Here is a 24402-nt window from a genome sequence, read left to right as displayed (position 1 = left end):
ATCGCGGAATGATTCGTCCCGTTATATGGACGCGCCGAGGGCGGCCGATTCCTCCGGCCGCCCACCCGCGGCGTAGGCTGGGGCCAACCAGACCGACGAGTCCGCGCCCACCTCGAGCGCGGCGATCCGGTCGAGAGGCGTCCGTCATGTCGATGACGACCGAGCCCCCCGCCCCCCTCAGAAGCCCCCTCCGGCTCAGGCTGTCCGACCGCTTCGGGTCCAACACCCTCGACGGTGGCTGGTGGCCCCAGAGCCGGGACCTCGGCGTGGAGCTCCTCGACCTCGTCGACAACTTCCCCCGGGAGCGGGGCCGCATCGTGCGCGCCCTGGTGTCTCCCCCCGACTGGGACTCACCGCCCCGGCAGGTACGCGTCGCCCGGGGATGGGTGAAGACGGGGAGCTTCCCCCAGGACGACACGCACCTGATCGTGCTCACGACGGCCAACCGGGAGCGCCTCCAGCTGCTCGTGGTGCCCCCGTCCATGACGCAGGAGCAGGGCTCCGAGGCGCTCCTCGCCGCCGCGACACGGGGCAACGCGCACCCGGCCGGTGAGCTGCTGGAGGAGGTGGCGGACCAGCCCGCCACCGTGCCCGGAGACCACTGGAGCGACGACGGCGGCCACTACTGGGGCTCCGGCGGAGCCCCCTCGGAGCGCCTCGAGGGCTGATCGCCGGGCTCAGGCGCAGCAGGCCGCCTGCTCGTCGACGGGTGCCCCACAACAGGAGTCGTCGGCGGCCGGCGCGGCGCCGAAGGTCTCCGAGTCCTCGAGCTTCGTGTAGACCTCCCAGCGCTCTCCGTCGGGTGCGCCCTGCACCCAGAACTTGTCCTGGCGCGCGTAGCAGCAGGTGGTGTCCCGCTCCTCCAGGACCGCCAGCTGGCGCTCGGCCAGCCGTGCCTGCTCCGCCTCGACCGTCGCGGTGTCGGTCACCTCGACGCCCAGGTGGTTGAGGCTCCCGCCCTGCCCGGGGTTCTCGATCAGGACCAGCTTGAGCGGCGGCTCCGCCACGGCGAAGTTCGCATAGCCCGGCTTGGTCTTGGCGGGCGGGGTGTCGAAGAGGTGGGAGTAGAAGGCGATCGAGGCCTCGAGGTCGTCGACGTTCAGCGCGAGCTGGATGCGGCTCATGGTGGCTCCTCCTAGGGATAGATGAATGTCTATGTCCTGAACAGTACCCGGACATCGACGGATGTCAATGTCCCATCTACGCGCGGGTCGCTGCGGCCACCGCCGGGGTGCCTACTCAGCTCCGAAAGGGCCTCAGCGTCGTACGTCCGGACACGCTGGTAGCCGCCCCAGGGGGCCTGGCCCCGGTGCCCTGCTAGTCACTTCGAGTCATTTCGTGACTGCTCCCGCGCGTTCGCGTCTTGAAAGCCCGGGTGGGGTGTCTTCTAGATAACAGGCAAAGACATGAGGGGAGTGAAGGACCATGTGGGACACCGTCGACACCGGAGGGACGCACCTCTCGCACGACATGCCGTGCCCGGGTTGCGGGCACGCGCCGCACAGCTACCTGCCGTGCTCGGACGTGTGCATCTGCGCCCACGGGCGCGACCGCCAGCTCGTCTCCAGGTAACCCCGGCTCAGGGCTCGAGCAGCACCTTGATGGCGCGCCGCTCGTCCATCGCCCGGTAGCCCTCCGGCGCCTCGTCGAGCGGCAGGGTCAGGTCGAAGACCAGCCCCGGCTCGATCTGTCCGGAGAGCGTGAGGTCGAGCAGCTCGGGCAGGTAGCGGCGTACGGGTGCCATGCCGCCCGCAACGCCGACGTTCTTCTCGAACATCTTCCGCACCGGCAGCTCGACACCGTGAGGCACGCCCACGAAGCCGACCATGGCGCCGGGCCGGGCCACCGAGATGGCCGTGCGCATGGCGTCGTCGGTGCCGACGCACTCCAGCACGGCGTCGGCGCCCACTCCCCCGGTCAGCTCCCTGACCAGCTCCGCGCCTTCCTTGCCCCGCTCGGCCACGACGTCGGTGGCTCCGAACTTCCGGGCGACCTGCTGGCGCGACTCGTGGCGCGACATCGCGATGATCCGCTCGGCCCCGAGCTGTCGTGCGGCGAGCACGCCGCAGAGCCCGACCGCGCCGTCCCCCACGACGAGGGCGGTGCTGCCCGGCGCCACCCTGGCCGCGACCGCCGCGTGCCAGCCCGTGGCCATCACGTCGGAGAGGGTGAGCAGCGACGGGATCACCGCCTTGTCCGGCATCCCCTCGGTCTTCATCAGGCTGCCGTCGGCCTGCGTGACACGGGCGAGCTCGGCCTGGCCGCTGCTCGTGAACCCGAGGTGCTCGCACACCGACTGAGCGCCCGCCCGGCAGTGGGCACAGGTGTTGTCGCAGTGGCAGAACGGCACGATCACGAAGTCGCCGGGCTTGAAGTCGCGCACCTCTGCGCCGACCTCCTCGACCACGCCCACGCACTCGTGGCCGATCGTCGAGCCGGGGGTGATCACGTTGTGGCCCCGGTAGGGCCAGAGGTCGGAGCCGCAGATGCAGCCCGCGACCACGCGGACGATGGCGTCGGTCGGCAGCTCGAGGGTCGGGTCGGGAACCTCCTCGACCCGGATGTCACCAGGAGCATGGATCGTGGTCGCGCGCATGGGGCGATCCTTCCATGCGGCATGGCCGGCGGCGCCACACCGCCCAGGGTTCGTGGTCTATCTCATATCTGAGATAGCGTGGTCGGTATGGAGACGGACTACAAGGGCCGCATCGGCAACCTGATCCGCGACGCGCGCAAGCACCGTGGGCTCACCCAGCACCAGCTCGCCGAGCTGTTGGCCACCAGCCAGAGTGCCATCAACCGCATCGAGAAGGGCCACCAGAACCTCTCCCTCGAGATGCTGGCCCGCATCGGCGCGGCGCTCGACTCGGAGATCGTCGCCCTCGGCGCCGGCCCCACGCACCTGCGCGTCAACGGCCCGACCACGCTGTCCGGCTCGATCGACGTCAAGACGTCGAAGAACGCCGGCGTCGCCCTCCTCTGCGCGTCGCTGCTCAACCGCGGCCGTACGACGCTGCGCAAGGTCGCGCGCATCGAGGAGGTCAACCGCCTGCTGGAGGTCCTCGACTCTCTGGGTGTGCAGACCCGGTGGCTCAACGACGACAACGACCTCGAGATCGTCCCGCCCGCGGAGCTCGACCTGGCCAACATCGACGAGGCCGCCGCGCGTCGTACCCGCTCGGTGATCATGTTCCTCGGCCCGCTGCTCCACCGCGTGGACACCTTCGACCTCCCCTACGCCGGCGGCTGCAACCTCGGCACCCGCACCGTCGAGCCGCACATGTCCGCCCTGCGTCCCTTCGGGCTCGACGTCAAGGCGACCGAGGGCTCCTACCACGCGACGGTCAACCGGGCCGTGGAGCCGGCGCGGCCGATCGTGCTGACCGAGCGCGGCGACACCGTCACCGAGAACGCGCTGATGGCGGCCGCCCTCCACCCGGGCACCACGGTGATCCGCAACGCCTCGTCCAACTACATGGTCCAGGACCTGTGCTTCTACCTGCAGAAGCTGGGCGTCCAGGTCGAGGGCATCGGCACCACGACCCTCCGGGTCACCGGCCGCGAGGTCATCGACGTCGACGTCGACTACGCGCCGTCGGAGGACCCGATCGAGGCGATGTCGCTGCTCGCCGCGGCGATCGTGACCAAGTCGTCGATCACCATCCGCCGGGCGCCGATCGAGTTCCTCGAGATCGAGCTGGCCACCCTCGAGGAGATGGGCTTCGGCTACTCCCTGACCGAGGAGTACCTCGCCGCCAACGGCGCGACCCGCCTCGTCGACATCACCACGCAGCCCAGCGACCTCAAGGCGCCGCTCGACAAGATCCACCCGATGCCGTTCCCGGGCCTCAACATCGACAACCTGCCCTTCTTCGCGGTGATCGCGGCCGTCGCCGAGGGGCAGACGCTCCTGCACGACTGGGTCTACGAGAACCGCGCGATCTACCTCACCGAGCTCAACAAGCTCGGCGCCCAGGTCAAGCTGCTCGACCCCCACCGGGTGCTCGTCGAGGGCCCGACGCACTGGTCGGGAGCCGAGATCGTCTGCCCGCCCGCGCTGCGTCCGGCCGTGGTGATCCTGCTGGCGATGCTGGCCTCCAAGGGCACCAGCGTGCTGCGCTCGACCTACGTGATCCACCGCGGCTACGAGGACCTCGCCGAACGGCTCAACCTGCTCGGCGCGAGCATCGAGACGTTCAGGGACATCTAGGTCAGTCGAAGAGCGTCTCGATCCACGCCCTCGTCCGCTTCGTCGCGGCCGGGGGCGCGGTCATGTCGGCGGTGATCTTCGGCATCGGCGCGGTGTGCTGGCTGGTCCCGCGGTGCCAGTCGGTCTCGGACTCGATGAGGGTCCCGAGCTCGGCCCGCGAGAGGAAGACGCCATGGCCGTCCGGGCACTGGCTGACACTGGCCTGACCGACGATCCGGTCGTGCATCTCCGCTCCGCAACGCGGGCAGCTCAGGGGATCCATGAGACGACGTTACCCCCTTGCACGGCGATACTTCTCGCGTGACACCCACGGCTTTCCTCGAGCACCCGACGGTGCTGGCGTTCGCCCACCGCGGCGGGGCCTACCACCCCGAGATCGAGGGCCTGGAGAACACCGTGGCGGCCTTCAGGCACGCCGTGGACCTGGGCTACCGCTACCTCGAGACCGACGTCCACGTCACCAGCGACGGGGAGCTGCTCGCCTTCCACGACGCGGTCCTCGACCGGGTCACGGACCACACCGGCAGCCTGGCAACCACGACGTACGCCGAGGTGCAGCGGGCGCTGATCGGCGGACGCGAGCGCGTGCCGACGCTGGCCGAGCTCTTCGACTCCTTCCCGCACGTGCGCTTCAACATCGACATCAAGGCCGCGCCCGCGGTGCCCGTGCTCGCGCGCTTCATCCAGGAGCGCGAGGCGTGGGACCGCGTGCTCGTGGGGTCGTTCGACGGGCACAGCCTCGAGGCCTTCCGCCGGCTCACCGACGGCCGGGTCGCGACGTCGGCCCACCTGCTCGAGGTGCTCGCGTTCCTCCTGCTGCCCAGCGCCCGGCTGGCCCGGCTGGTGACGCGTGGCCGCCCGGTCGCCCTGCAGATCCCCCACCGGCACCGGCGGGTCACCGTGGCCTCGCGCCGCGTCGTACGCCGTGCGCACGCCGCCGGCCTGCAGGTGCACGTGTGGACCGTGGACGACCCGGGAGAGATGGAGGCGCTGCTCGACCGCGGTGTCGACGGACTCTTCACCGACCGGACCGACATACTCAGGGACGTGCTGCGATCGCGCGGCCAGTGGGAGGAGAGCCATGAGGGACTCTGACGCGCCCCCGGGGGGCATCGCCGACCTGCGGCCGCTGGATCGCGCACGGGAGCAGAAGGCGTGGTACTGGTACGACTGGGCCAACAGCGCCTACGTCACCACGATCGCCACGGTGATGTTCGCGCCGTACCTGATCGGCATCGCCGAGAACGCCGCCGTCGACGACCGCGTAGACGTGCTGGGACTCGCCGTGGCTCCGGGCTCCCTCCCGTCCTACCTGGTGACCTTCTCCACGATCCTCTCGGCCGTGGTCCTCCCGCCGCTGGGCGCGATGATGGACCGCACCGAGCACAAGAAGCAGTGGCTCGCCGGCTTCGCCTGGGTGGGCGCCGCCTTCGCCTCGCTGCTGTTCTTCTGCAGGGGCGACAACTGGGAGATCGGCGCGGTGGCGGTCGTCGGCGCCAACCTCTGCCTGGCCGCGTCCATGGTCGTCAACGACTCGATCCTGCCGCTCATCTCCGAGGAGCACGAGCGCGACCGCGTCTCCTCGCGGGGCTGGGCGTTCGGCTACCTCGGCGGGGGCCTGCTGCTGGCCGCCAACCTGGCCCTGGTCACCCTGCTCCCCTTCGGCCTCGACGAGGCGGCGGCCGCGCGGATCAGCATGCTGTCGGCGGCCCTGTGGTGGGCCGGGTTCACGGTCATCCCGTTCGTGCGGCTCCGCAACCACCCCCCGGTCGACGTGGCGCCGGCCACCGGCAACGCCGTGACGCGCAGCTTCGGACAGCTCGCCGCCACGCTGCGCGACATGAAGAACTACCCGATGGCGCTGACCTTCCTGCTCGCCTACCTGTTCTTCAACGACGGCATCCAGACGGTCATCGCCTCGTCCTCGACCTATGGCTCCGAGCAGCTCGGGTTCGGCCAGTCGGTGCTCATCGCGACGATCCTGATCGTCCAGTTCGTGGCCTTCGGCGGGGCGCTGCTCTTCGGCCGGCTGGCCGCCCGGCTGGGGGCCAAGCGGACGATCCTGATGGGCCTCGGCCTGTGGATGGTCATCGTCACCGTGGCCCTGTTCCTGCCCGAGAGGTCGCTGGTGCCGTTCCTTGCGCTCGGCGTCGGGATCGGCATCGTCCTGGGCGGCACGCAGGCGCTGGCCCGGTCCTACTTCTCCCTCCTGATCCCGCGCGGGAAGGAGGCCGAGTACTTCAGCTTCTACCACGCGATGGACCGCGGGACGTCGTGGTTCGGCACCCTGGTGTTCGGCCTCGTCTACCAGTTCACCGGCTCCTACCGGCCGGCCATCTTCGCCCTGATCGCCTTCTTCGTGCTCGGCGGTCTGCTGCTCATGCGCGTCGACACCGAGCGGGGCATCCGCGACGCCGGCAACGAGCGCCCGGCCGTCCTCTGAGCCGGCTCCCGCAGGTGGCTCTCCAGATGTGACGCAGACCTCCCGCTTGCGCGAAGCAGGCATGGAACCTTGCCGATGCGGATACCGTTGAAGGCTGAAGCGCAAGGAACGCTGCCACGAGCGGCGTCACGGAATCCGATCCGGCGCGTCTCACTTCCGCAACCGCGGACAGCAATCATCTTGGAGGTGGCTCAATGGCGGAGCGCACACTGCGTGGCGCGAGGCTCGGCGGCCAGAGTTTCGAGGACGAGCGCGGCATCGAGTTCGCCGCTCGCCAGCAGGTCGGCTACCGATGCGAGCGTGGTCACGAGTTCGAGATCACGATGTCGATGGAGGCCGAGATCCCGGCCAACTGGGAGTGCCCGCGCTGCGGTGCACAGGCCCTCAGCACGTCCGGCATCCTGCCGGAGGAGAAGGCCGAGAAGCCGGCCCGCACGCACTGGGACATGCTCCTGGAGCGGCGCTCGGAGAAGGAGCTCGAGGACATCCTCAAGGAGCGGCTCGAGCTGCTCCGCGGTGGCGAGATCGGTCCCGCGCACCTGCACCGCGCCAACACGAAGAAGCGCAAGGTCTCCTGACAGGCGACGCCTACTCGTCGTCCACCACTTCGCCCCGGACCACCGGCCCCGCCGGTCCAGGTCCGGGGCGTCGTGCGGTCACGAGCCGGCGCGCGACAGCCGCCGCCAGGACGCGCCGTGCGGCAGGCCTCGTGAGGGGCAGGATGAGCAGGACGCCGACCACGTCGGTGACGAAGCCGGGCGTCAGCATGAGGGTGCCGCCGATCAGCACGAGCGCCCCGTCGGCGAGCTCGCGCGACGGCATCCGGCCGCTCGCCAGCGCGGCGTTGAGGGCACGCCACGCCTTGCCGCCCTCGCGCCTCACCAGCCAGGCGCCGAGCACGCTGGCGGCGATGAGCAGCAGGATCGTCCACCACGGGCCGATCACCTGGCCGACCTGGATCAGCGTGTAGACCTCGACCAACGGGACGACGACGAAGGCCAGGAAGAGCAGCCAGCCCCTCATGGCGTACGCCGCCCGCGCCAGGCCCGGCGCGCCTGCTCGCGCCGCTCGCGCAGGCCCCACCGGGTGATCAGCCTGAGGGACTCGCTCGCGACGTCCGGGTTCATCTTGGAGTCGCCGCGCTCGCGCTCGACGAACTCGATGGGCACCTCCCTCACCCGCAGCCCGGCCCGGACGGTGCGGTAGGCGAGGTCGGTCTGGAAGACGTAGCCGGTCGACTGCACGGAGTCGAGGTCGATCTTCTCCAGGGTGGCCCGGCGGAAGAGCCGGTAGCCGGCCGTCGCGTCACGCACGTGCATGCCCAGCAGCAGCCGGACGTAGAGGTTGCCGCCGCGCGAGAGCGCCTGGCGGGTCCACGGCCAGTTCACGACGGAGCCTCCGGGGACGTAGCGCGAGCCGATCACCAGGTCCGCGCTGCGCAGCGCGTCGAGCAGGAGGTGCAGCTGCTCCGGCTGGTGGGACCCGTCGGCGTCCATCTCGCCGATCACGTCGTAGCCGGCGTCGAGCGCCACCGTGAACCCGTGGAGGTAGGCGGCGCCCAGGCCGGCCTTCTCGGTGCGGTGCACGACGCTCACCTGCGGGTCGCGCGCGGCGAGGTCGTCGGCGATCCGGCCGGTGCCGTCGGGTGAGCCGTCGTCCACGACCAGCACGTCGACGTCGGGCTGGGCGGCGCGCAGCCGGCCCACGATCCACTCGAGGTTCTCCGCCTCGTTGTAGGTCGGCATCACCATCACGACTCGCCCGAGTCCGTCGCTCACGTCCGTGCCACCTCGCGATCCTCTGGCGGCACCGGGGCGCGCCGCGCGTTCGTTCCACGGTACGTGCCAACGGCGAACAGGACGGAAACAACAGCCCCTGCCACCGCGACGCGCCCGGGCCATGCTCCCATCCGCACCGCGGGGGTGATCGTGGAGGAGAGGCCCACCTCCTCGACGAGCACCTCCGTGACGACGCGCCCGGACTGCGCCACGACGGTGCCGTCGGGCGCGATGACGCCCGAGATGCCGCTGGTGGCGGCCACGACGACCCACCGGCCGGTCTCGACGGCGCGCAGCCGGCTGATCTCGAACTGCTGGTCGACCTGCGCCGTCTCGATGAACATGGCGTTGCTGGTCTGCACCGTCAGCAGCTGCCCTCCTCGGGCCACCTGTGCGTGGATGCCGTCGTCGTAGGCGACGTCGAAGCAGATCGCGTCGGCGACGAGCGCACCGTCGATGCGCAGCGGCTCGAGACGGGTGCCGCTGGCCATGTCGCGCGGGATCAGCGACAGCTGTCCGTAGGTCGTGGGCAGCAGTCCGGTGTCCCGGAGCGGGATGTACTCGCCGTACGGCACTGGGTGGCGCTTGGTGTAGCGGTCCCCTCCCCCGGTGTCCGGCGACCAGACGATGCCCTGGTTGAGGACCTGGCCGGGGTCACGATCGTGGTCCACCATGGCGCCGACGAGCACGGGCACCCCGATGGCGTCGACCGCCGACTCGATGCCGGCGTTGGCCGAGGGATCGGTGAAGGGGTCGACCGCCGTCGAGTTCTCCGGCCACACGACGAAGTCGGGGGCAGGCAGCCGGCCGGCTTCGACGTCGGCTGCCAGGTCGGCGGTCGCGGTGACGTGGTTGGCCGTGACCTCGCGGTGCACGGCGACGAGGTCGTTGCCCGGGACACCGCCCTGTACGGCGGCCACGGTGACGCTGCCTTCCCCCTCGAGGGGGTACGCCGCGACGGTCGGCAGGAGGGAGCCTGCCGCGAGCCCGGCCGTCATGAGCACGGCGGCGGCGCGGCGGGCGGCCCGCGTGACCACCAGCCAGGCCAGCGCAGCGCCCGTGCCGGCGACGAGCAGGCTCACACCGGTCATGCCGATCCAGGGCAGTCCGTGCTCCCACGGCGTCCCGGCCACGGCGTACGACAGGCGCCCCCAGGGCAGGCCGCTGAAGGGCCAGGCGCCGCGCCAGGTCTCGACGGCCACCCACAGCAAGGAGCTCCACAGCGGCCAGCCCGGCAGGCGGGAGACCAGCGCCAGCCCTAGGCCCAGCGGGGCGAAGAACGCGGCCTCCAGCGCTGACAGCGCCAGCCAGGCGTCCGTGCCCACCGCGCGCAGCCACCACAGGAGCGTGCAGATGAACGTGATGCCGAAGCACAGGCCCGTCAGCCAGGCCCGGGAGGACCGCTCCCGGCGCACGGACAGCAGCAGCAGGGCGATCGCGACGGGCATCAGCCATGCTGCGCCTAGCGGCTCGAAGGCCAGGGCGAGGAGCAGGCCCCCGCCGGCAGCGGCGAGGCAGCGGCGGATCACGAGGAGCACGCTATCCCGGGCGACCCGAGCCCGACCCTGCAGGAGGGCGGGAGAGTCGCTGACCCTTCGGACCAACCTACGACCGCCTGGCGGACGGCCGCAGGAAGTTGTCTACGGAGCCAGCGCCCCTCCCGCGTCCGCCCTCGCGGTGCGAGACCGACCTCCGCGAACCGGTTCGGTGTGGATGCTGGCTTCACACCCTGTCGAGCCGGCCACTCGGACGTCGGTCCGCATGCCACGATCTGCACAGGCGGACCCCGGCACCTTCCGTCTCGGTGGTCGCCTCTGTCAACACGGCCCTGACCTGCGGTTTCGCGAGAAATCGCAGGTCAGGGCGGGGGGACCAACAGGAGCTCGATTCACAAATTTTGCTCAACTCGGCGTGTCGGGTCGCGACACGCCGGACAATTCACGCCTTCGCCGGCACCACGACCGTCCCCGTCGCGGTGGTCGCGACGAGCGGCTCCGGCAGCAGCTGCGCGGCACCGGGCTGCTCGTCGGTCGCCGCCCCTCGCGCCAGGACGCGCACCTCGAAGCGCATCTCGCGGCTCCGCGTGCCGGCACGGACGAGCTCGGCCGTCACCTCCAGCACGTCGCCCGCGCGGACCGGGGCGCGGAACTGCACGTCCGAGTAGGAGGCGAAGAGGCCCTCGTCGCCGTCGGTGCGGATGCACAGCTCGGTGGCCACGTCGCCGAACAGGCCGAGGCTGTAGGCGCCGTCCACGAGGTTGCCGGCGTAGTGGGCGTGCGAGTAGGGCACGTAGCGGCGGTGCGTGACCGTCGTACCAAGCATCAGGCGCTCCCCTTCTGTGGCGCTGCGGTGAGGCGGTGGACGAGGTACGACGCGACCTCGCCGGGCGTCGTGCCGCGGCTGAAGACCCGGTCGACCCCGAGCTCGCCGGCCATCGTCTCATCGAAGCGGGGCCCGCCGACGACCAGCAGCGGGCGCTTGTCGGACGGGTAGGCCTCGCGGAAGGCGGCGCTCATCTCGCGGGTGTTGAGCAGGTGGGCGTCGCGCTGGGTGACCACCTGGGAGACGAGGACGGCGTCGGCCTTCTCGGCGCGGGCGGCTTCGACGAGCTGGGGCACGGAGACCTGGGCGCCGAGGTTGACCACCTTCAGCTCGCGGTAGTACTCAAGCCCCTTCTCCCCCGCGAAGCCCTTGATGTTGAGGATCGCGTCGATGCCCACGGTGTGCGCGTCGGTGCCGATGCAGCCGCCGACGACGACGAGCCTGCGGCGCAGCGCCCGCTTGATGGCGGCGTTCGCCTCCTTGGGAGTGAGCAGCGGGTAGTCGCGCTCGACGACCTCGACCTTGTCGGTGTCCACCAGGTGGCTGACCCGGCCGTAGACGACGAAGAACGTGAAGTCGGGACCCATCGGCCTGGCGTGCACGACCAGCGCCGGATCCATGCCCATCTTGCCGGCGAGCTGCGCCGCGGCGCCCTCGGCCACCTTGGAGTGGGGCATCGGGAGGGTGAAGGACAGCTGCACCATGCCGTCGCCGGTGGTGTCGCCGTAGGGACGGGTGATCACGCGCCCTCCAGGATCTCGCTCGCGGGGTTGTAGTAGTCCTCCGCCTTGCGGGCCACGCCGTCGAGGCCCCGGCCCTTGTCGGCCGGGCGCTTCATCAGGCCGAAGGTGCCGTCCGCGATCGCGTCGAGCAGGCCGGCGCCATAGCTGTCGCCGGGGTGGCCCTTGATCGCCTCGAGCAGCTCGATCGACTCTCCGAGCACGCTGCGGGCGCGGGTCGCGATGAAGCCGTCGTGGCTCGGCCGGAAGTCCTCGTGGAGGTTGCCGGCTGCGTTCATCACGTAGCGGACGTTCTGCAGCGCCAGGTCGCGGTCGGAGAGCCACGGCGTGACGACGGCCTCGGTCATCATCCCGACGAGCAGGATGCCCTGCCCGGTGAGGGCGCCGACGAGGTTGAAGAAGCCGTCGAGGAGGTAGCCGCGGAACACGTCGCCCGTCATGTGCCGGGTCGGCGGCATCCACTTGAGCGGCGCTTCCGGGAAGAGCTCGCGCGCGAGCATCGCGTGGGCGAGCTCGAGCCGGAACGAGTCGGGCACGTCGGGGTCGATCTCGAACGCGTGCCCCAGGCCGAGCTGCCAGTCCTCCAGGCCGGCCTCCTTGGCGAAGTACTCGTTGAGCAGCTGGCTGGTGGTCACCGTGTGCGCAGCCTCGACGGCGTCGGCGGTGGTGAGGTAGTTGTCCTCGCCGGTGTTGATGATGATGCCGGCGCGCGCGTGCACCTGGCGGCTGAACCGCTGGTCGACGAACGTGCGGATCGGGTTGATGTCGCGGAAGAGGATCCCGTACATCGAGTCGTTGAGCATCATGTCGAGCCGCTCGAGCCCGGCCAGGGTGGCGATCTCCGGCATGCAGAGGCCGGAGGCGTAGTTGGTCAGCCGCACGTAGCGGCCCAGCTCCTTCGACGTCTCGTCGAGGGCTGCCCGCATCAGGCGGAAGTTCTCCTGGGTGGCGTAGGTGCCGGCGAAGCCCTCGCGGGTCGCCCCCTCGGGCACGAAGTCGAGCAGCGACTGGCCCGTGGACCTGATCACCGCGATCACGTCGGCGCCCTCGCGGGCGGCAGCCTGGGCCTGCGGGATGTCCTCGTGGATGTCTCCGGTGGCGACGATGAGGTAGATCCACGGCTTGCCGGGCGCGTCGCCGATCCTGGCGACGAGGCGCTCGCGCTCGCGGCGGCGCTGGTCGATGCGTCGTACGCCGGCCGCGACAGCCTTGCGGGACGCGGACCGGGCCCGGGTGAGGTCGCGTCCCTCGGGGATGCGGAACCTGACCGACCCCACCGAGGCCTTCTGGGCCAGGGTGGAGAGGTCCTCGGCCTCGCCGCGGATCAGCGCGTCCCAGACCGGCAGGCACAGGCCGTGCTCGAGCCCGACGTCGGCGCGCACCACGTCGGCGAGCCAGTTGACCCAGGGCGTGCCGTCGGGGTCGGCGCCGGAGATGCCGGCCAGGCGGAGCGTGGCTCGCTCCACCGACACCGTGGTGTGCTCCTGGGCAACCTTCACGATCGGGCGGCCGACCTGGCGGGCCAGGGTGCGGGCGCGACGGACCTGCGCCGCGTCGAGGCCGAGCCTCGAGGCAGCAGCCTTGCCCATCACAGCCGCCCCTCGAACAGGGCCCGGACCCCGGGCTCGCTGCGGAGCAGGTCGAGCGCGAGCTCGGCGTGGCCCGGCACGTAGCCGTTGCCGATGAGCATCCGCACGTCGGCGGCCAGGCCCTCGGCTCCGAGCGCCGCAGCACTGAAGGAGGTGGCCATCGAGAAGAAGATCACCGTGCCTCCGTCTGCAGTGGCGAGGATCGCGCCACCCTCGCAGCCCGGGACGTCGACACAGACGACCGTCACGTCGGCGGGCCCGCCGGCCGCAGTGACCGCGTCGCGGAGCGCGATCGGGTCGCGGGCGTCGGCGACGGCCACGGCTTCCGCGATGCCGGCGCCCTCGAGGAGGTCGGCCTCGGCCTGGTCCGGCACCACGCCGATGGTGCGGGTGGCGCCGGCGGCCCTGGCGGCCGCGAGGCTGAGCGATCCGGACTTGCCGGCTGCGCCGGCGACGGCGACCACCGGGGCGTCGTACTCCCCCACCACGCGGCTGGTCAGCGCCGGCGCGCCGCAGACGTCCATCACCGCGAGCGCCAGCTCGGGGGCGAGGTCGTCGGGCAGGACGGCGGCGATGGAGCGGCCGAAGAGCACGGCGTAGCCGTCGCACGGCACCTGTTCACCGGCGCCGTCCCAGCGGGCGAGGCCGTCCTCGATCACCAGCGGGGTGAGCGTCAGCGAGACCAGGGTGGCGATGCGGTCACCCACCCGCAGGCCGAGCGGCGACTCGGGGCCGACCTCCTCGACGGTGCCGACGAGCATCCCGCCGGAGCCGGTCTCCGGGTTCTGCATCTTGCCGCGGGTCGCGACGATGTCGAGCACCTCGGCCCGCACCGCCTCCCCATCGACGGAGCCGTCGCCGCGCAGGTGCTTCCGCTCGAGCTGGCGGAACGACGCCGCGTCGAGGTTGAGCCGCTCGACGCGCACGCGGACCTCGTCGGGCCACAGCTCCGGGCGGGTGTCGAGGCGCTCGGCCGCCTGCGGGAGCACCCGGCGCTCGTCGAGCACCCGGTGCAGCCCCGTCGGGTCGCCGACCTTCTCCCGCGCGGTGACACTCATGCCGTCCGTCCTCCAGTTGGATGATTCATGAACAAGAAATATTCCGGCGTGGCATTGGACTAACCGGACGATCTTCTCCTACTCTGGCAGAGGAGGCGCAGCTCACACAACCTGCCGCGCCGCACGACGAGCCCCCCGAGGAGCACGCCTTGAGCATCGAGTCCAGCATCGCCCTGATGGATGGGCACAGCGACACCAGCCAGCCCTACCCCTACCGCCAGACGGAGCTCGTCGAGCCCGACTGGACGAGGTTCCCGGGCTGGAAGGACGTCACCGCCGCCGACTGGGACTCGGTGCAGTGGCAGCGCGCCCACTGCGTGAAGAACGTCAGGCAGCTGCGCGAGCTGATGGGCGACCTGCTCGACGAGCGGTTCTACGCCGACCTGGAACGGGACCAGGCCGAGCGCGCGACCATGTCGATGCTCGTCCCGCCGCAGATGATGAACACGATGGTGCCCCACGAGCTGCCCTCCGGGCCGGGCTCCTTCACCGAGGCGTTCTACGCCGACCCGGTGCGCCACTACATGCTCCCGGTCTTCAGCGACCGCCGCACCGACTGGCCCTCCCACCCGCACGCCACCCGCGACTCGCTGCACGAGCACGACATGTGGGTCGCCGAGGGGCTCACCCACCGCTACCCCACCAAGGTCCTCGCCGAGCTGCTGCCGACCTGCCCGCAGTACTGCGGCCACTGCACCCGGATGGACCTGGTCGGCAACTCGACCGCCGTCATCGACAAGCTCAAGTTCGCCGGCAAGCCGGCCGACCGGCTCCGCGACATGATGGACTACCTCCGCCGCACCCCCGAGGTGCGCGACGTCGTGGTGTCCGGCGGCGACGTGGCGAACATGCCCTGGCCGCGGCTCGAGGCGTTCCTCACCGAGCTGCTCGAGATCGAGAACATCCGCGACATCCGCCTCGCCACCAAGGCCCTGATCGGCCTGCCCCAGCACTGGCTGCAGCCCGACGTCGTCGAGGGCGTCGGCCGGGTCGCCGGCCTGGCCCGCTCGCGTGGTGTCTCGCTGGCGATCCACACGCACGCCAACCACGCCAACTCGATCACCCCGGTCGTCGCCCGCGCGAGCCGCGCGATGCTGGACGCCGGCGTGCGCGACGTACGCAACCAGGGCGTGCTCCTCAACGGCGTCAACGCCGACCCGCACGCCCTGCTCGACCTGTGCTTCCGTCTCCTCGACGGCGCGCAGGTCATGCCCTACTACTTCTACATGTGCGACATGATCCCGTTCTCGGAGCACTGGCGGGTCTCGGTCGCCGACGCTCAGCGGCTGCAGCACCACATCATGGGCTACCTGCCGGGCTTCGCGACCCCGCGCATCGTCTGCGATGTGCCGTTCGTCGGCAAGCGCTGGGTGCACCAGCTGGAGTCCTACGACCGCGAGCGCGGCATCTCCTACTGGACGAAGAACTACCGCACCTCGATCGAGGCCGCCGACCCGGAGGCGCTGAGCCGCACCTACGAGTACTACGACCCGATCCACACGCTCCCCGAGGCCGGCCGGCAGTGGTGGGAGCAGCACGGACGGCTCGACGAGTCCGCGCTCAGGGCCGCCGAGGCCGCCGAGGCGTCACGTCGTACGGCGGCACTCCAGGCCTGGTGAGCGCTCCGGCTCAGGACGGGGTGAGCCAGGCGTAGCCCCAGGGGCCGAGCCGCAGCGGGCGGCGCTCCTCGCCCGTGACCTGGTCCCGGCCGGACAGGGCCTCCAGCACGACTGGCTCGCCGGTGACGTTGGTGACGCTGAGCACCTCCTCAGGCGTGCCGGCGGCGCGGCGTACGGCGAAGACGCGCTCGTCCAGGGCCTCGACGTCCTGGTCGACGTACGGCGAGAGGGCCGGCAGCCGTCGTCGGGCGCCCAGCATCGTGGCCAGCCCCTCGAAGATGCCCCGCCGGCGCGGGTCCGTGCTGAGCTCCTCCTGCAGGACGTCCGCGTCGAGCACCTCCCGGTTGATCCGGCGGCTGATGCCGGTCAGGTGCATGCCCTCGTGGTCGGGGCGCGACCCGAACAGGGAGTGGTAGTAGAGGGCGGGGACGCCGACCACGGAGAGCAGGATGCTGTGCGCGGCGAGCGCCTTGGCGACCACCACCTCGTCGTAGCGCTCCTCGTCGGGTGTGGCGAGCGCGTCGATGTAGCCGATGTTGAGCTCGTAGACGCTCTCCTGTCCGGGTGCCGCGGCCGCCATGGACACCCGGCCGCCGTGCGCCAGCGTCCGGTCGACGAGCGCCTGCCGCTCGGCGTCCTCGAGGATCCCCTCCGTCGCCCGCAGGCCGATGCCGTCGTGGCTGGCGAGGAAGTTGAACCAGGTCGCGGTGCCACTCACCGGCCCGATTCCCTGGGCCCACCGGGTGAGCTTCGCCGTGCTGCCCGCGACGAAGGAGTGCAGCACCAGCGGCGGCAGCGCGAACTGGTAGACCAGATGCGCCTCGTCGGAGCCGTCGCCGAAGTAGGAGACGTTCTCGGCGTGCGGCACGTTGGTCTCGGTCAGCAGGGCGGTCCCCGGCGCGACCTGGTCGACCACGGCTCGCCACACCTTCACCACCGCGTGGGCCTGCGGCAGGTGGATGCAGGTCGTGCCGGACTCCTTCCACAGGAACCCGATCGCGTCGAGGCGCACACCGGACGCGCCGCGCCCGAGGTAGCCGAGCAGCACGTCGGTGAGCTCGAGCAGCACCTGCGGCTCGGCCAGGTTGACGTCGACCTGGTCAGGGCCGAACGTGGTCCACACGGTCGCCGTGCTCCCGTCCGGGCGCTGGTAGTCGTGGAACAAGGGCAGCACCCGAGGCCGCACCACCCTGCTGGTGTCGAACTTCGGGTCTCGCTCGACGAAGAAGCCCTGGTAGGCCGGATCACCGGCCAGCCACCGCCGGAACCAGTCGCTGCTCGCTGAGACGTGGTTGGCGACGAAGTCGAAGAGCAGGCCGTGGTCGGTCGCCAGCTCGGCGACGTCCGTCCACGTGCCGAGCTCGGGGTTGACCTGGCGGTGGTCGACGACCGCGAAGCCGTCGTCGCTCGTCCACGGGAACATCGGGAGCAGGTGCACGTCGGTGACGACGTCGGCGACACGGTCGCGCAGGACCTGCGCGAGCGTGTGCAGGGGCGTCTCCCCCGGCCTGCGGATGGCGTCGCCGTAGGTGATCAGGTACGCCGTGGCGTGGTTGGGCGGGTGCCGCTCCCCGCGGATCCGGCCGGCGTGCGCCTCGGCGAGGTCGACGAGCCGGGCCGTGACCTCCCCGGCGCGCTCGCCGTACAGGAGCCGCAGGTGCGGCAGGACGGCCGTGGCGAGGGCGTCCCGGTTCATCGCGACTCCTCCAGCGAGGCCCGCAGGACGTCGGCCGCGAACGGCTCCGCCGTGGCACCGGGGAGGACCTCGCGCAGGGTGGCCAGGCCCCAGTCGTCGACCTCGTCGATGCGGTCGGAGAAGGACCGCGATCCACCGAAGCGGGCGACCGTCTCGGCCCATGCCCCCCGATGCGGGTACGACGGCCGCACCACCAGGCAGTCGGGGTCGGTGATCCAGAGGCGGCCCTGCTGCCAGGCCCGGCCCACCACGGACGGCCGCCCGGTGGGGCCCCCGGCGCCGTCCTCGCCGCCCTCGTGGAAGGTGTCGGAGGCCACCCGCATCGCGTCCACGATCCCCACGCTCGGCAGGACCGGTGCCCCGCACCCGAGCAGGAAGGCGTCCTCGCCGGCGGCGTCGCGCAGCAGGCGCAGCCCCGAGCGGTACGCCGCGACGTCGGACACGTCCTCGTGCCGGTGCCCGGGCGTCGCTCCGGCGTAGAGGAAGTCCAGCTTGAAGTAGTCCACGCCCAGGTCACGCAGCTGCCGGACCGAGGTGTGGAGGTATTCGCGCACTGCCGGGTGCGTGACGTCGAGGCCGCGCTGCTCCTGGCCCCAGTTGAAGCCGGTGCCGCCGAGCAGCCAGTCCGGGTGCTCCCGGGCCACGGAGCTGTCCACGCCGACCATGAAGGGTGCGAGCCAGATGCCTGCCCGCAGGCCGCCGGCCCGGATCTCCTCGACGAGCCGGGCCAGCGAGGGGAACCCGTCGGTCGGCCGCAGCCACTCCCCCAGTCCGTGGCTCCAGCCGTCGTCCAGCTGCACGACGTCCACGGGCAGGGCGTGCCGCTCGATCGCTGCGGCGTTCTCGCGGATGTCCTCGGCGGTCACCTGCTCGAAGTAGTGGTACCAGGAGCACCAGACCCGCGGTGGCTCCCGCACCGAGGCCACTCCGGCGGACCTGGCGAACGCTTCCCCGAAGCCCGCCAGTGCGCCGACCGGGTCGTGGGCGAGCACGGGGGCGAGGTCGGCATCGGCCTCCACCTCGAGGCGGTCGCCGCGCAGCCGGGCCCGGATCGACGTCACGGCCTCCTCCGCGTCGGAGTCTGCGTAGAGGCGGCAGGGGTCACCAGTGCCCGGGTCCACGACGAGCAGTCCCTCGCCCTGCCAGCCGTCGTCGGGCGGCGGCATCGACGCCCGGAACCGCATGGTCCGCTGCTCCTCGGTGGCGGGCCGCGGCTGGCCGCCCGGGGCCGTCCAGTAGGTCGGGGTCCAGCTCTGCCAGCCTTCGCCGTAGACCCGGACCGCCACTCGATCGACCGCCACCGCGTCGACGACCTGGCGGGTCACGGCGCGCCGGCCCTGCGTGCCGGTGGGTCCTCGACGTCGACGGGGGCGCCGCCGCGCTCGGCCGAGTCCCGGGCGGCGAGCATGACCCGCACCGTCCCCAGCACGTCCGAGACCGCGTGCTCCGGCTCCCGGTCCTCGTCGAGCGCGGTCATCAGCTCGGCCATCGCGCCGGCGAAGCCGTCCACGAACCACTGCCCGGGCAGGGCGAACTCCTCCGTGCCGGAGCCGTCGTCGAGGCTGAGCCGGTCGGAGCCGAGCAGCACGCTCCCGCGCACCGTGCCGCGCGTCCCGTGCACCCAGAACGGGCAGGACGGTCGTGCCGTCACGACGTCTCCGGTGATCCGCAGCACCGCGGTCGCGCCGCTGTCAGCGATCAGCGTCACCGTGGCCGACCACGGGTTGCGGGCGCTGGCAGGCTGGCCGGGAACGCGGGTGTCGACGGCCTGCACGGTGTGCACCCTCGCGGGGGTGAGCCAGCCACGCGTGACGTCGATCCAGTGGTTGAGGTAGTCGGTGACGAGCATGTGGCCGAGGTCGTCGAACGACGTCCCGGCAAGCGGCGGCAGTGGCTTGTCGTGCAGGTGCGTGACACCCACGACCTCCCCGACCGCGCCGGCCCGCAGCAGCTGGGTGGTCAGCCGCCACGGTGGCGCCCACCGGCCGTTCTGGTTCACCGCGACCCGGACTCCCGCCGCCTCGGCGCGCTCGCCCAGGCGCACCAGGGCCTCGACCTCGGCGGGGTCGTCGGTCAGCGGCTTCTGGGCCAGCACGTGCTTGCCGGCGTCGACGGCAGCCTCGATCCACGCGAGTCGTCCCCGGGTCGGCGTGGCGATGTCGACGATCCGCACCTGGGGATCTGCGAGCAGCTCCTCAGGAGAGCGATAGACCCGACCGATGCCCGGGAAGCGCGACGGCAGGCGCGCCACCGTGGCCGGTGACCGGGCCCAGACGCCGACCACGCCTACGCCGTACTGCTCGTAGGCCGGCAGGTGCGCAGACTGCGCGATCGAGCCACAGCCCAGGATGGCCACGCCGCCGCGCTCGTCCGGGAACCTCGGCCGGGGGTCGAGGTCGCCGTGCGGCGCGGTGGGGGTCGTGGTCACGGCGGTCACCGAGGTGCGGCGTCGAAGCGGAGGACCACCTGGAGCACGTCCGGGTCGCCTCGGTCGAGCCGCTCGAACGCCGAGGCGACGTCCGCCGCCTCGACCACGTCGGTGACCAGCCGGGCGGTGTCGACCTGCCCTGAGCGGACCTGCTCCATGAACACCGACACGAGACGGGCCTGGTCCCAGCGGTGCTGGAGCCCGGGCGGCGGGGCGCCGATCTGGCTGGCCACGATCCGAATGCGGTTGTGGTGGAACTCCTCGCCGAGCCGGAGGTTCACGGCACCGCCCTGGTAGAAGCCCGACGCGACGACCGTCCCGTCGACCACGACGCTGCGGATCCCCTCGTGCAGCGCGCGGTCGCTGCCGCTGAGGTCGATGGCGGCGTCGGCGCCGCGGCCGCCGGTGAGCGCCCGCACCACGGCGCCGGCGCCACCGGCGGTGCCGGCCGGCACGACGTCCGAGGCGCCCATCTCCAGCGCTGCCTTGAGCCGGGACCCGAACGCGTCGACGGCGATCACCCTCGCCCCGCTCAGGCGGGCCAGGCGCGTGGCGAGCAGCCCGATGACGCCCTGGCCGAACACGGCGACGGTGTCGCCCAGCCGCGTGTCGGCGGCCATCACGGCGTTGAGCGCGATGGCGCCCACACGCGCGAACGTGCCCTGCACGGCGTCCTCGGGCCGCTCGAGGGTGCGTCCCCGCACCATCGTCGCCGGAACGACGGCGTCGCTGCGGTGTCCCCAGATGCCGTAGACCAGCTGTCCCTGCGTGACGCCCTCGACATCCGCGCCCACCTCGACGACCTCTCCCACCTCCGAGTAGCCCCACCCGGCCACCGGGTAGGCGAAGGTGGGCGCTCCCTGCGCGAACAGGCGCAGGTCGGGGTTCCAGGTGTGCGTCAGGTACGGGTTCGTGCCGCGGTACGCCGTCAGCTCCGTTCCGGCGGAGATGCCGGAGTACCAGGTGTGCACCCGCACCCCGGCTGGCGTGAGCGGCTGCTCAGGGACCTCGACGAGCGACACGTCGTGCGGAGCGTTGAACTGGACGACCTGCGGCATGGGTGGGCCTTCCTTCGCTGCGGGACCGATGGTCACCCCTTCTCCGCCCCGGCGGTGAGACCGCCGGTGAGCCAGCGCTCACCGATGAAGAAGAGGACGATGACCGGGACCGTGAGGATGACCGAGCCGGCCATGAGCACGGTCGTCGGGATCTCGATGCTGCCGGCCAGCTGCGAGAGCCCGAGCGAGACGGTCCAGTTGTCGCGGCGCTCCACCAGGAAGAGCAGGGCGAAGAGGAACTCGTTCCACGCGATCATGAAGACGAAGAGTGCGTTGGACACCACCGCCGGGAGGGCCAGCGGCAGGCTCACGTGCCGCAGCGCCTGCAGCCGGGAGCAGCCGTCGATGGCAGCGGCGTCCTCGATGCTGACCGGGATGGTGGCGAAGTAGTTGCGCAGCATGTAGATCGACACGGCGGCGACCTGCGCGACGTACACGAGGAGCAGGCCGATGAGCGAGCCGCGCAGGCCGATCCGCGTGTAGAAGACGAACAGCGGCACGGCCAGCAGGATGCTGGGGAAGAAGTAGACCGCGAGGAACAGCGCGGACACCTGGCGCCGGCCGAAGAACTCCAGCCGGCTCACGGCATAGGCGCCGGGAATGGACACGAGCAGCGCCACCACGACCGTGCCGAGGGCGACGAGCAGGCTGTTCCTGATGAAGTTGAGGAACCCCTGCCCGCCGTCGTCCTGGGACTTGAGCACGTCGGAGTAGGTCGAGGGCGTGAACTCGTCGGGCGTGACCCACAGCGAGCCGGGGTCCTGCAGGACGGACTCCAGCGGGCGGAAGGACAGCAGCACCATGTAGTAGAACGGGAACACTGCGGCCGCCACGAGCGTGGCGATGACGATCCACCGCAGCACCCGCAACACCTGGTCCTCGACGGTGGTCCGTATAAGCCCCTGAGCCCTCGTGGCCGTCATGTCTGCTCCTCGGTCCGCCCGAAGAGCTTGAGGTAGCCGACGACGAGGACCGCCAGGATCAGCGCGAGCACGAGCGCCTGCGCCGCGGCCGCGCCGATGTCGCCGCGCGCGGTCAGATAGCTGAACACCCTGACGCTCACGACCTGGGTGCCCGCGCCGCCGCCGGTGAGCAGCCAGATGTCGTCGAAGTTGTTGAACGTCCAGATGAAGCGGAGCACGGTGAGCACCGCGATCGTCGGTGCGAGCTGCGGCAGCACGATGTTGCGGAACCGCTGGACCGCACCGGCGCCGTCCAGCATCGCCGCCTCCTCGAGCGTGTCGGGGATCGCCTCCATCCGCGCGGTGAGGAAGAGGAACGCGAACGGGAAGGACCGCCAGGCCTCGAACGCGATCACGGTCAAGAGCGCGGTCGGCACCGGGACCGTCAGGCCGAGGAGGGACAGGTCGTTGCTGCGCGAGCTCAGGAAGGCGATGGGCTCGTCCCAGCCGAGCAGCCCGGCGCCCCAGTCGTTGACCAGGCCGTACTGGGGATTGAGCAGCGTCGTCCAGACGAACGCGCAGGCGACGACGGGTGCGACGTACGGAAGCAGCAGCACGGCCCGGACGACACCCCGACCCCGGAACGGCCGCCGCAGGGCGAGGGCTGCCGCCAGGCCGACGGCGATCGCGAGTGCGGTGCCGCCGACGGAGTAGACCAGCGTGATCAAGAGAGCCTCGACGAAGCCGTCGGAGGTCACGACGTTGACGAAGTTGTCGACGCTGTAGTCCCCGATGAGGCTGGTCTGCCGGATGTTGAGGAGACGGACGCTCTGGAACGCGAGCGACACCGTCCAGAGGATCGGCAGCACCACCATGACGAGGACGATCAGGAACGTCGGCGAGATCAGCGCCAGGCCGGTGCGGGCGTCCTGGCGGACGCGGCTGGACGCGGAGCGACGCCGCCGGCCCGTCACCCGGTCGGCGGTCGTCGCTCCGGCATCCCTTGGTGTCACGGCATCGTGTCGGCGATGGACCGCACTGCCTCGGCCGCCTTGCCCGCGGCCTCTTCGGCCGGCGTACCGGTCGTCACCTCGTTGACCGCGGTCGCGACCGGGTGCTCACCCTGCGTGGCGCCGAGGAGGTCCCCCTGGCCCTGCGGGATGGCCCACCGCGAGACGTCGGTCGGCCCCTGCGCGAGGATCTCGAGGATGTCAGCCGGGTAGAAGTCGCTGAGCGGCGCCTTGGTGTCCACGCCGGCGGGCAGCGTTCCCCACTCGTCGGAGAACTCCGTGGGGTTGTCCGGCGTGCCGGTCCGTACGGGCACCTTGCCCTCCGGCGCGATCGCGATCCAGTCCACGTAGCCGTCGTTCAACATGTACTCGACGACCTGCTTGCTGGAGTCGGCGGATGCATCCGTCATGATCGTCCACGACGTGACCTCGCCGAAGATCGCGGGCTCCTCGCTGCTCGGACCCTGGATCGTCGTGGTCACACCGGTGTTCTTGGCCAGGAACGCCGGGTCGTCCTTGCATTCCGGGCAGTTGGGCTTGGCGTCGTTGCGCAGCCCGGCCATCTCGTCGAGCACGAACGTCGACCAGATGAGCATCGCGGCCTGGCCGGCGAAGTACGACGCCCGGGTCGTGTCGACGTCCTGGGCACCCGGGACGGAGTAGTCCTCGACGAGCGTGCCGTAGAACTCGAACGCCTCGACGCACTCCGGGCTGTCGAGGAGCACCTCGCCCTCCTCGTCCACCAGCTCGCACCCGTTGCCCAGCGCCACGTGCTCGAAGGTCTGCTCCGTGAAGGCATCACCCGGGGCGTTGGCACCGACGAAGCCCGCCATGCCTTCCTTGTGCAGCGCCTCCGCGGCGGCGAGGATCGACTCGTACGTCGTGGGCGCCTCCAGCCCCGCCTCCTCGAAGAGGTCCTTGCGGTAGAAGAGGAGCTGGAGCCAGGACTCGCTCGGGACCGCCAGCTGGGTGTCGCCGTCTGCGGTGAGCTCGATCGCTCGCTCGGAGAAGGTCGACGGGTCCAGGGACTCCATCACCTCACCGACCGACTCGGTGTCGAGCAGCTCGTTCGCCGACAGGGTGCGGACCTGTGGCAACGAGATGCCACCGATGACATCAGGCAGGTCGCCCGCGGCGGCAGCCGAGGTGATCAGCTGGTTGAACTGGTCCTCGCCGACGGAGACCAGCTCGACCTCGACCCCGCTCTCTGAGCTGAATTGGTCGATGATCTCCTGCGTGGCGGCCACCCGGTCCGGCAGGTCCTCCTGGATCCAGACGGTGATGCTCTCGGCACCGCCCCCCTCGCCTCCTTCGCCGTCGTCCTCGCCACCCCCACATGCGGCAAGGGCTCCGGCGAGGGCGAGCACCACTCCTGTCGCCAGCGTCCTGGCGGCCGGCCCCCGACGGCCGCGGCGCATCACCGCGGGCTCCCTGTCGTTCCGCTGGCCCTGATGGACTGGTGTTCCCTGGTCATGTGCGCCTCCGCGAATGTGACGTTCGCCATATGCAAAGACGCTAGGCATAAGATGGAGATCGGTCAAGCATTGGG

23 protein-coding genes are annotated in these 24402 nt (G+C 71.2%); 6 read left to right on the top strand and 17 right to left on the bottom strand.

Annotated features, from left to right (window positions below; translation table 11 throughout):
• Positions 1–146: 146 nt before the first annotated feature.
• Positions 147–668, top strand: coding sequence for a DUF5994 family protein (locus DDE18_RS06505; RefSeq protein ID WP_116571403.1), 522 nt, complete (start codon positions 147–149; stop codon positions 666–668).
• A gap of 9 nt (positions 669–677) precedes the next feature.
• Here the strand turns inward: DDE18_RS06505 and DDE18_RS06500 are convergent, their stop codons facing one another.
• Entirely contained in the window at positions 678–1124 is a 447-nt protein-coding gene (locus DDE18_RS06500) for an ArsI/CadI family heavy metal resistance metalloenzyme (RefSeq protein ID WP_116571402.1), read from the bottom strand.
• Positions 1125–1579: 455 nt separating this feature from the next.
• A complete protein-coding gene (locus DDE18_RS06495; protein WP_116571401.1) occupies positions 1580–2596 on the bottom strand; it encodes a zinc-dependent alcohol dehydrogenase family protein in 1017 nt (338 codons plus the stop codon).
• Positions 2597–2683: 87 nt separating this feature from the next.
• Here DDE18_RS06495 and DDE18_RS06490 point away from each other — a divergent pair, with 87 nt between their 5' ends.
• Positions 2684–4210: a helix-turn-helix domain-containing protein gene (locus tag DDE18_RS06490; protein WP_116571400.1), complete on the top strand. Its 1527-nt coding sequence runs from the start codon at positions 2684–2686 to the stop codon at positions 4208–4210.
• Between the two features lies 1 nt (position 4211).
• On the opposite strand, the gene DDE18_RS06485 is transcribed toward DDE18_RS06490, so the two are convergent.
• Complete coding sequence (locus DDE18_RS06485; protein WP_116571399.1) at positions 4212–4472, bottom strand: zf-TFIIB domain-containing protein; 261 nt, start codon at positions 4470–4472, stop codon at positions 4212–4214.
• A gap of 38 nt (positions 4473–4510) precedes the next feature.
• Between DDE18_RS06485 and DDE18_RS06480 the strand changes: the two genes are divergently transcribed.
• The 3 genes from DDE18_RS06480 to DDE18_RS06470 all read left to right on the top strand — a co-directional run bounded on the left by DDE18_RS06480 (position 4511) and on the right by DDE18_RS06470 (position 7231).
• Complete coding sequence (locus DDE18_RS06480; RefSeq protein WP_245916480.1) at positions 4511–5305, top strand: glycerophosphodiester phosphodiesterase family protein; 795 nt, start codon at positions 4511–4513, stop codon at positions 5303–5305.
• On the top strand, positions 5292–6653 hold the full coding sequence (locus DDE18_RS06475; protein ID WP_116571398.1) for an MFS transporter: 1362 nt from the start codon (positions 5292–5294) through the stop codon (positions 6651–6653). Before DDE18_RS06480 ends, DDE18_RS06475 begins: the two co-directional genes overlap by 14 nt.
• Positions 6654–6847: 194 nt before the next feature.
• Positions 6848–7231, top strand: coding sequence for an RNA polymerase-binding protein RbpA (locus DDE18_RS06470; protein WP_116571397.1), 384 nt, complete (start codon positions 6848–6850; stop codon positions 7229–7231).
• 10 nt (positions 7232–7241) lie between these two features.
• Here the strand turns inward: DDE18_RS06470 and DDE18_RS06465 are convergent, their stop codons facing one another.
• The 7 genes from DDE18_RS06465 to kdd form a co-directional block, all read right to left on the bottom strand.
• Entirely contained in the window at positions 7242–7676 is a 435-nt protein-coding gene (locus tag DDE18_RS06465) for an FxsA family protein (RefSeq protein WP_116571538.1), read from the bottom strand.
• The gene (locus DDE18_RS06460) at positions 7673–8431 is read right to left on the bottom strand and encodes a polyprenol monophosphomannose synthase (protein WP_425437542.1); all 759 of its coding nucleotides are present in this window, start codon (positions 8429–8431) and stop codon (positions 7673–7675) included. Before DDE18_RS06460 ends, DDE18_RS06465 begins: the two co-directional genes overlap by 4 nt.
• On the bottom strand, positions 8428–9960 hold the full coding sequence (gene lnt / locus DDE18_RS06455) for an apolipoprotein N-acyltransferase (protein WP_245916479.1): 1533 nt from the start codon (positions 9958–9960) through the stop codon (positions 8428–8430). The genes DDE18_RS06460 and lnt overlap by 4 nt, the downstream gene beginning before the upstream one ends.
• Positions 9961–10369: 409 nt before the next feature.
• Entirely contained in the window at positions 10370–10753 is a 384-nt protein-coding gene (kal, locus tag DDE18_RS06450; protein ID WP_116571396.1) for a 3-aminobutyryl-CoA ammonia lyase, read from the bottom strand.
• The gene (gene kamE, locus DDE18_RS06445) at positions 10753–11496 is read right to left on the bottom strand and encodes a lysine 5,6-aminomutase subunit beta (protein WP_245916478.1); all 744 of its coding nucleotides are present in this window, start codon (positions 11494–11496) and stop codon (positions 10753–10755) included. The genes kal and kamE overlap by 1 nt, the downstream gene beginning before the upstream one ends.
• Positions 11493–13082: a lysine 5,6-aminomutase subunit alpha gene (gene kamD / locus DDE18_RS06440; RefSeq protein WP_116571395.1), complete on the bottom strand. Its 1590-nt coding sequence runs from the start codon at positions 13080–13082 to the stop codon at positions 11493–11495. Before kamD ends, kamE begins: the two co-directional genes overlap by 4 nt.
• Complete coding sequence (kdd, locus tag DDE18_RS06435) at positions 13082–14140, bottom strand: L-erythro-3,5-diaminohexanoate dehydrogenase (RefSeq protein WP_116571394.1); 1059 nt, start codon at positions 14138–14140, stop codon at positions 13082–13084. Before kdd ends, kamD begins: the two co-directional genes overlap by 1 nt.
• A 176-nt stretch (positions 14141–14316) precedes the next feature.
• Here kdd and DDE18_RS06430 point away from each other — a divergent pair, with 176 nt between their 5' ends.
• A complete protein-coding gene (locus DDE18_RS06430) occupies positions 14317–15759 on the top strand; it encodes a KamA family radical SAM protein (RefSeq protein ID WP_116571534.1) in 1443 nt (480 codons plus the stop codon).
• 10 nt (positions 15760–15769) lie between these two features.
• Here the strand turns inward: DDE18_RS06430 and DDE18_RS06425 are convergent, their stop codons facing one another.
• The 7 genes from DDE18_RS06425 to DDE18_RS06395 are packed head-to-tail and all read right to left on the bottom strand — an operon-like array spanning position 15770 to position 24271.
• Entirely contained in the window at positions 15770–17455 is a 1686-nt protein-coding gene (locus tag DDE18_RS06425) for a sugar phosphorylase (RefSeq protein ID WP_116571393.1), read from the bottom strand.
• Positions 17452–18780, bottom strand: coding sequence for a glycoside hydrolase family 36 protein (locus DDE18_RS06420; RefSeq protein WP_116571392.1), 1329 nt, complete (start codon positions 18778–18780; stop codon positions 17452–17454). The genes DDE18_RS06425 and DDE18_RS06420 overlap by 4 nt, the downstream gene beginning before the upstream one ends.
• The gene (locus tag DDE18_RS06415; protein ID WP_165821061.1) at positions 18777–19883 is read right to left on the bottom strand and encodes a Gfo/Idh/MocA family protein; all 1107 of its coding nucleotides are present in this window, start codon (positions 19881–19883) and stop codon (positions 18777–18779) included. Before DDE18_RS06415 ends, DDE18_RS06420 begins: the two co-directional genes overlap by 4 nt.
• A gap of 5 nt (positions 19884–19888) precedes the next feature.
• The gene (locus DDE18_RS06410; protein WP_116571390.1) at positions 19889–20941 is read right to left on the bottom strand and encodes a zinc-dependent alcohol dehydrogenase; all 1053 of its coding nucleotides are present in this window, start codon (positions 20939–20941) and stop codon (positions 19889–19891) included.
• 32 nt (positions 20942–20973) lie between these two features.
• The gene (locus DDE18_RS06405; protein ID WP_116571389.1) at positions 20974–21864 is read right to left on the bottom strand and encodes a carbohydrate ABC transporter permease; all 891 of its coding nucleotides are present in this window, start codon (positions 21862–21864) and stop codon (positions 20974–20976) included.
• On the bottom strand, positions 21861–22856 hold the full coding sequence (locus DDE18_RS06400; protein WP_245916477.1) for a carbohydrate ABC transporter permease: 996 nt from the start codon (positions 22854–22856) through the stop codon (positions 21861–21863). Before DDE18_RS06400 ends, DDE18_RS06405 begins: the two co-directional genes overlap by 4 nt.
• Positions 22853–24271 (bottom strand): ABC transporter substrate-binding protein, encoded by a 1419-nt coding sequence (locus DDE18_RS06395; RefSeq protein WP_116571532.1) that lies wholly within the window; start codon positions 24269–24271, stop codon positions 22853–22855. Before DDE18_RS06395 ends, DDE18_RS06400 begins: the two co-directional genes overlap by 4 nt.
• Positions 24272–24402: the final 131 nt, after the last annotated feature.

The organism is Nocardioides gansuensis, assembly GCF_003076135.1.
In the GTDB taxonomy this organism is placed as follows: Bacteria; Actinomycetota; Actinomycetes; order Propionibacteriales; family Nocardioidaceae; genus Nocardioides; species Nocardioides gansuensis.
This window is presented reverse-complemented; position numbering and strand designations above follow the sequence as displayed.

What these genes read in the sequence shown, in the direction of transcription:
- DDE18_RS06490 (WP_116571400.1), top strand. Translation starts at nt 2,684, where the DNA reads ATGGAGACGGACTACAAGGGCCGCATCGGCAACCTGATCCGCGACGCG.
- DDE18_RS06405 (WP_116571389.1), bottom strand. Translation starts at nt 21,864, where the DNA reads ATGACGGCCACGAGGGCTCAGGGGCTTATACGGACCACCGTCGAGGAC.
- kdd (WP_116571394.1), bottom strand. Translation starts at nt 14,140, where the DNA reads ATGAGTGTCACCGCGCGGGAGAAGGTCGGCGACCCGACGGGGCTGCAC.
- DDE18_RS06470 (WP_116571397.1), top strand. Translation starts at nt 6,848, where the DNA reads ATGGCGGAGCGCACACTGCGTGGCGCGAGGCTCGGCGGCCAGAGTTTC.
- DDE18_RS06475 (WP_116571398.1), top strand. Translation starts at nt 5,292, where the DNA reads ATGAGGGACTCTGACGCGCCCCCGGGGGGCATCGCCGACCTGCGGCCG.
- DDE18_RS06505 (WP_116571403.1), top strand. Translation starts at nt 147, where the DNA reads ATGTCGATGACGACCGAGCCCCCCGCCCCCCTCAGAAGCCCCCTCCGG.
- DDE18_RS06430 (WP_116571534.1), top strand. Translation starts at nt 14,317, where the DNA reads ATGGATGGGCACAGCGACACCAGCCAGCCCTACCCCTACCGCCAGACG.
- kamD (WP_116571395.1), bottom strand. Translation starts at nt 13,082, where the DNA reads ATGGGCAAGGCTGCTGCCTCGAGGCTCGGCCTCGACGCGGCGCAGGTC.
- DDE18_RS06485 (WP_116571399.1), bottom strand. Translation starts at nt 4,472, where the DNA reads ATGGATCCCCTGAGCTGCCCGCGTTGCGGAGCGGAGATGCACGACCGG.
- DDE18_RS06395 (WP_116571532.1), bottom strand. Translation starts at nt 24,271, where the DNA reads ATGCGCCGCGGCCGTCGGGGGCCGGCCGCCAGGACGCTGGCGACAGGA.
- kal (WP_116571396.1), bottom strand. Translation starts at nt 10,753, where the DNA reads ATGCTTGGTACGACGGTCACGCACCGCCGCTACGTGCCCTACTCGCAC.
- DDE18_RS06465 (WP_116571538.1), bottom strand. Translation starts at nt 7,676, where the DNA reads ATGAGGGGCTGGCTGCTCTTCCTGGCCTTCGTCGTCGTCCCGTTGGTC.
- DDE18_RS06410 (WP_116571390.1), bottom strand. Translation starts at nt 20,941, where the DNA reads ATGCCGCAGGTCGTCCAGTTCAACGCTCCGCACGACGTGTCGCTCGTC.
- DDE18_RS06500 (WP_116571402.1), bottom strand. Translation starts at nt 1,124, where the DNA reads ATGAGCCGCATCCAGCTCGCGCTGAACGTCGACGACCTCGAGGCCTCG.
- DDE18_RS06425 (WP_116571393.1), bottom strand. Translation starts at nt 17,455, where the DNA reads ATGAACCGGGACGCCCTCGCCACGGCCGTCCTGCCGCACCTGCGGCTC.
- DDE18_RS06495 (WP_116571401.1), bottom strand. Translation starts at nt 2,596, where the DNA reads ATGCGCGCGACCACGATCCATGCTCCTGGTGACATCCGGGTCGAGGAG.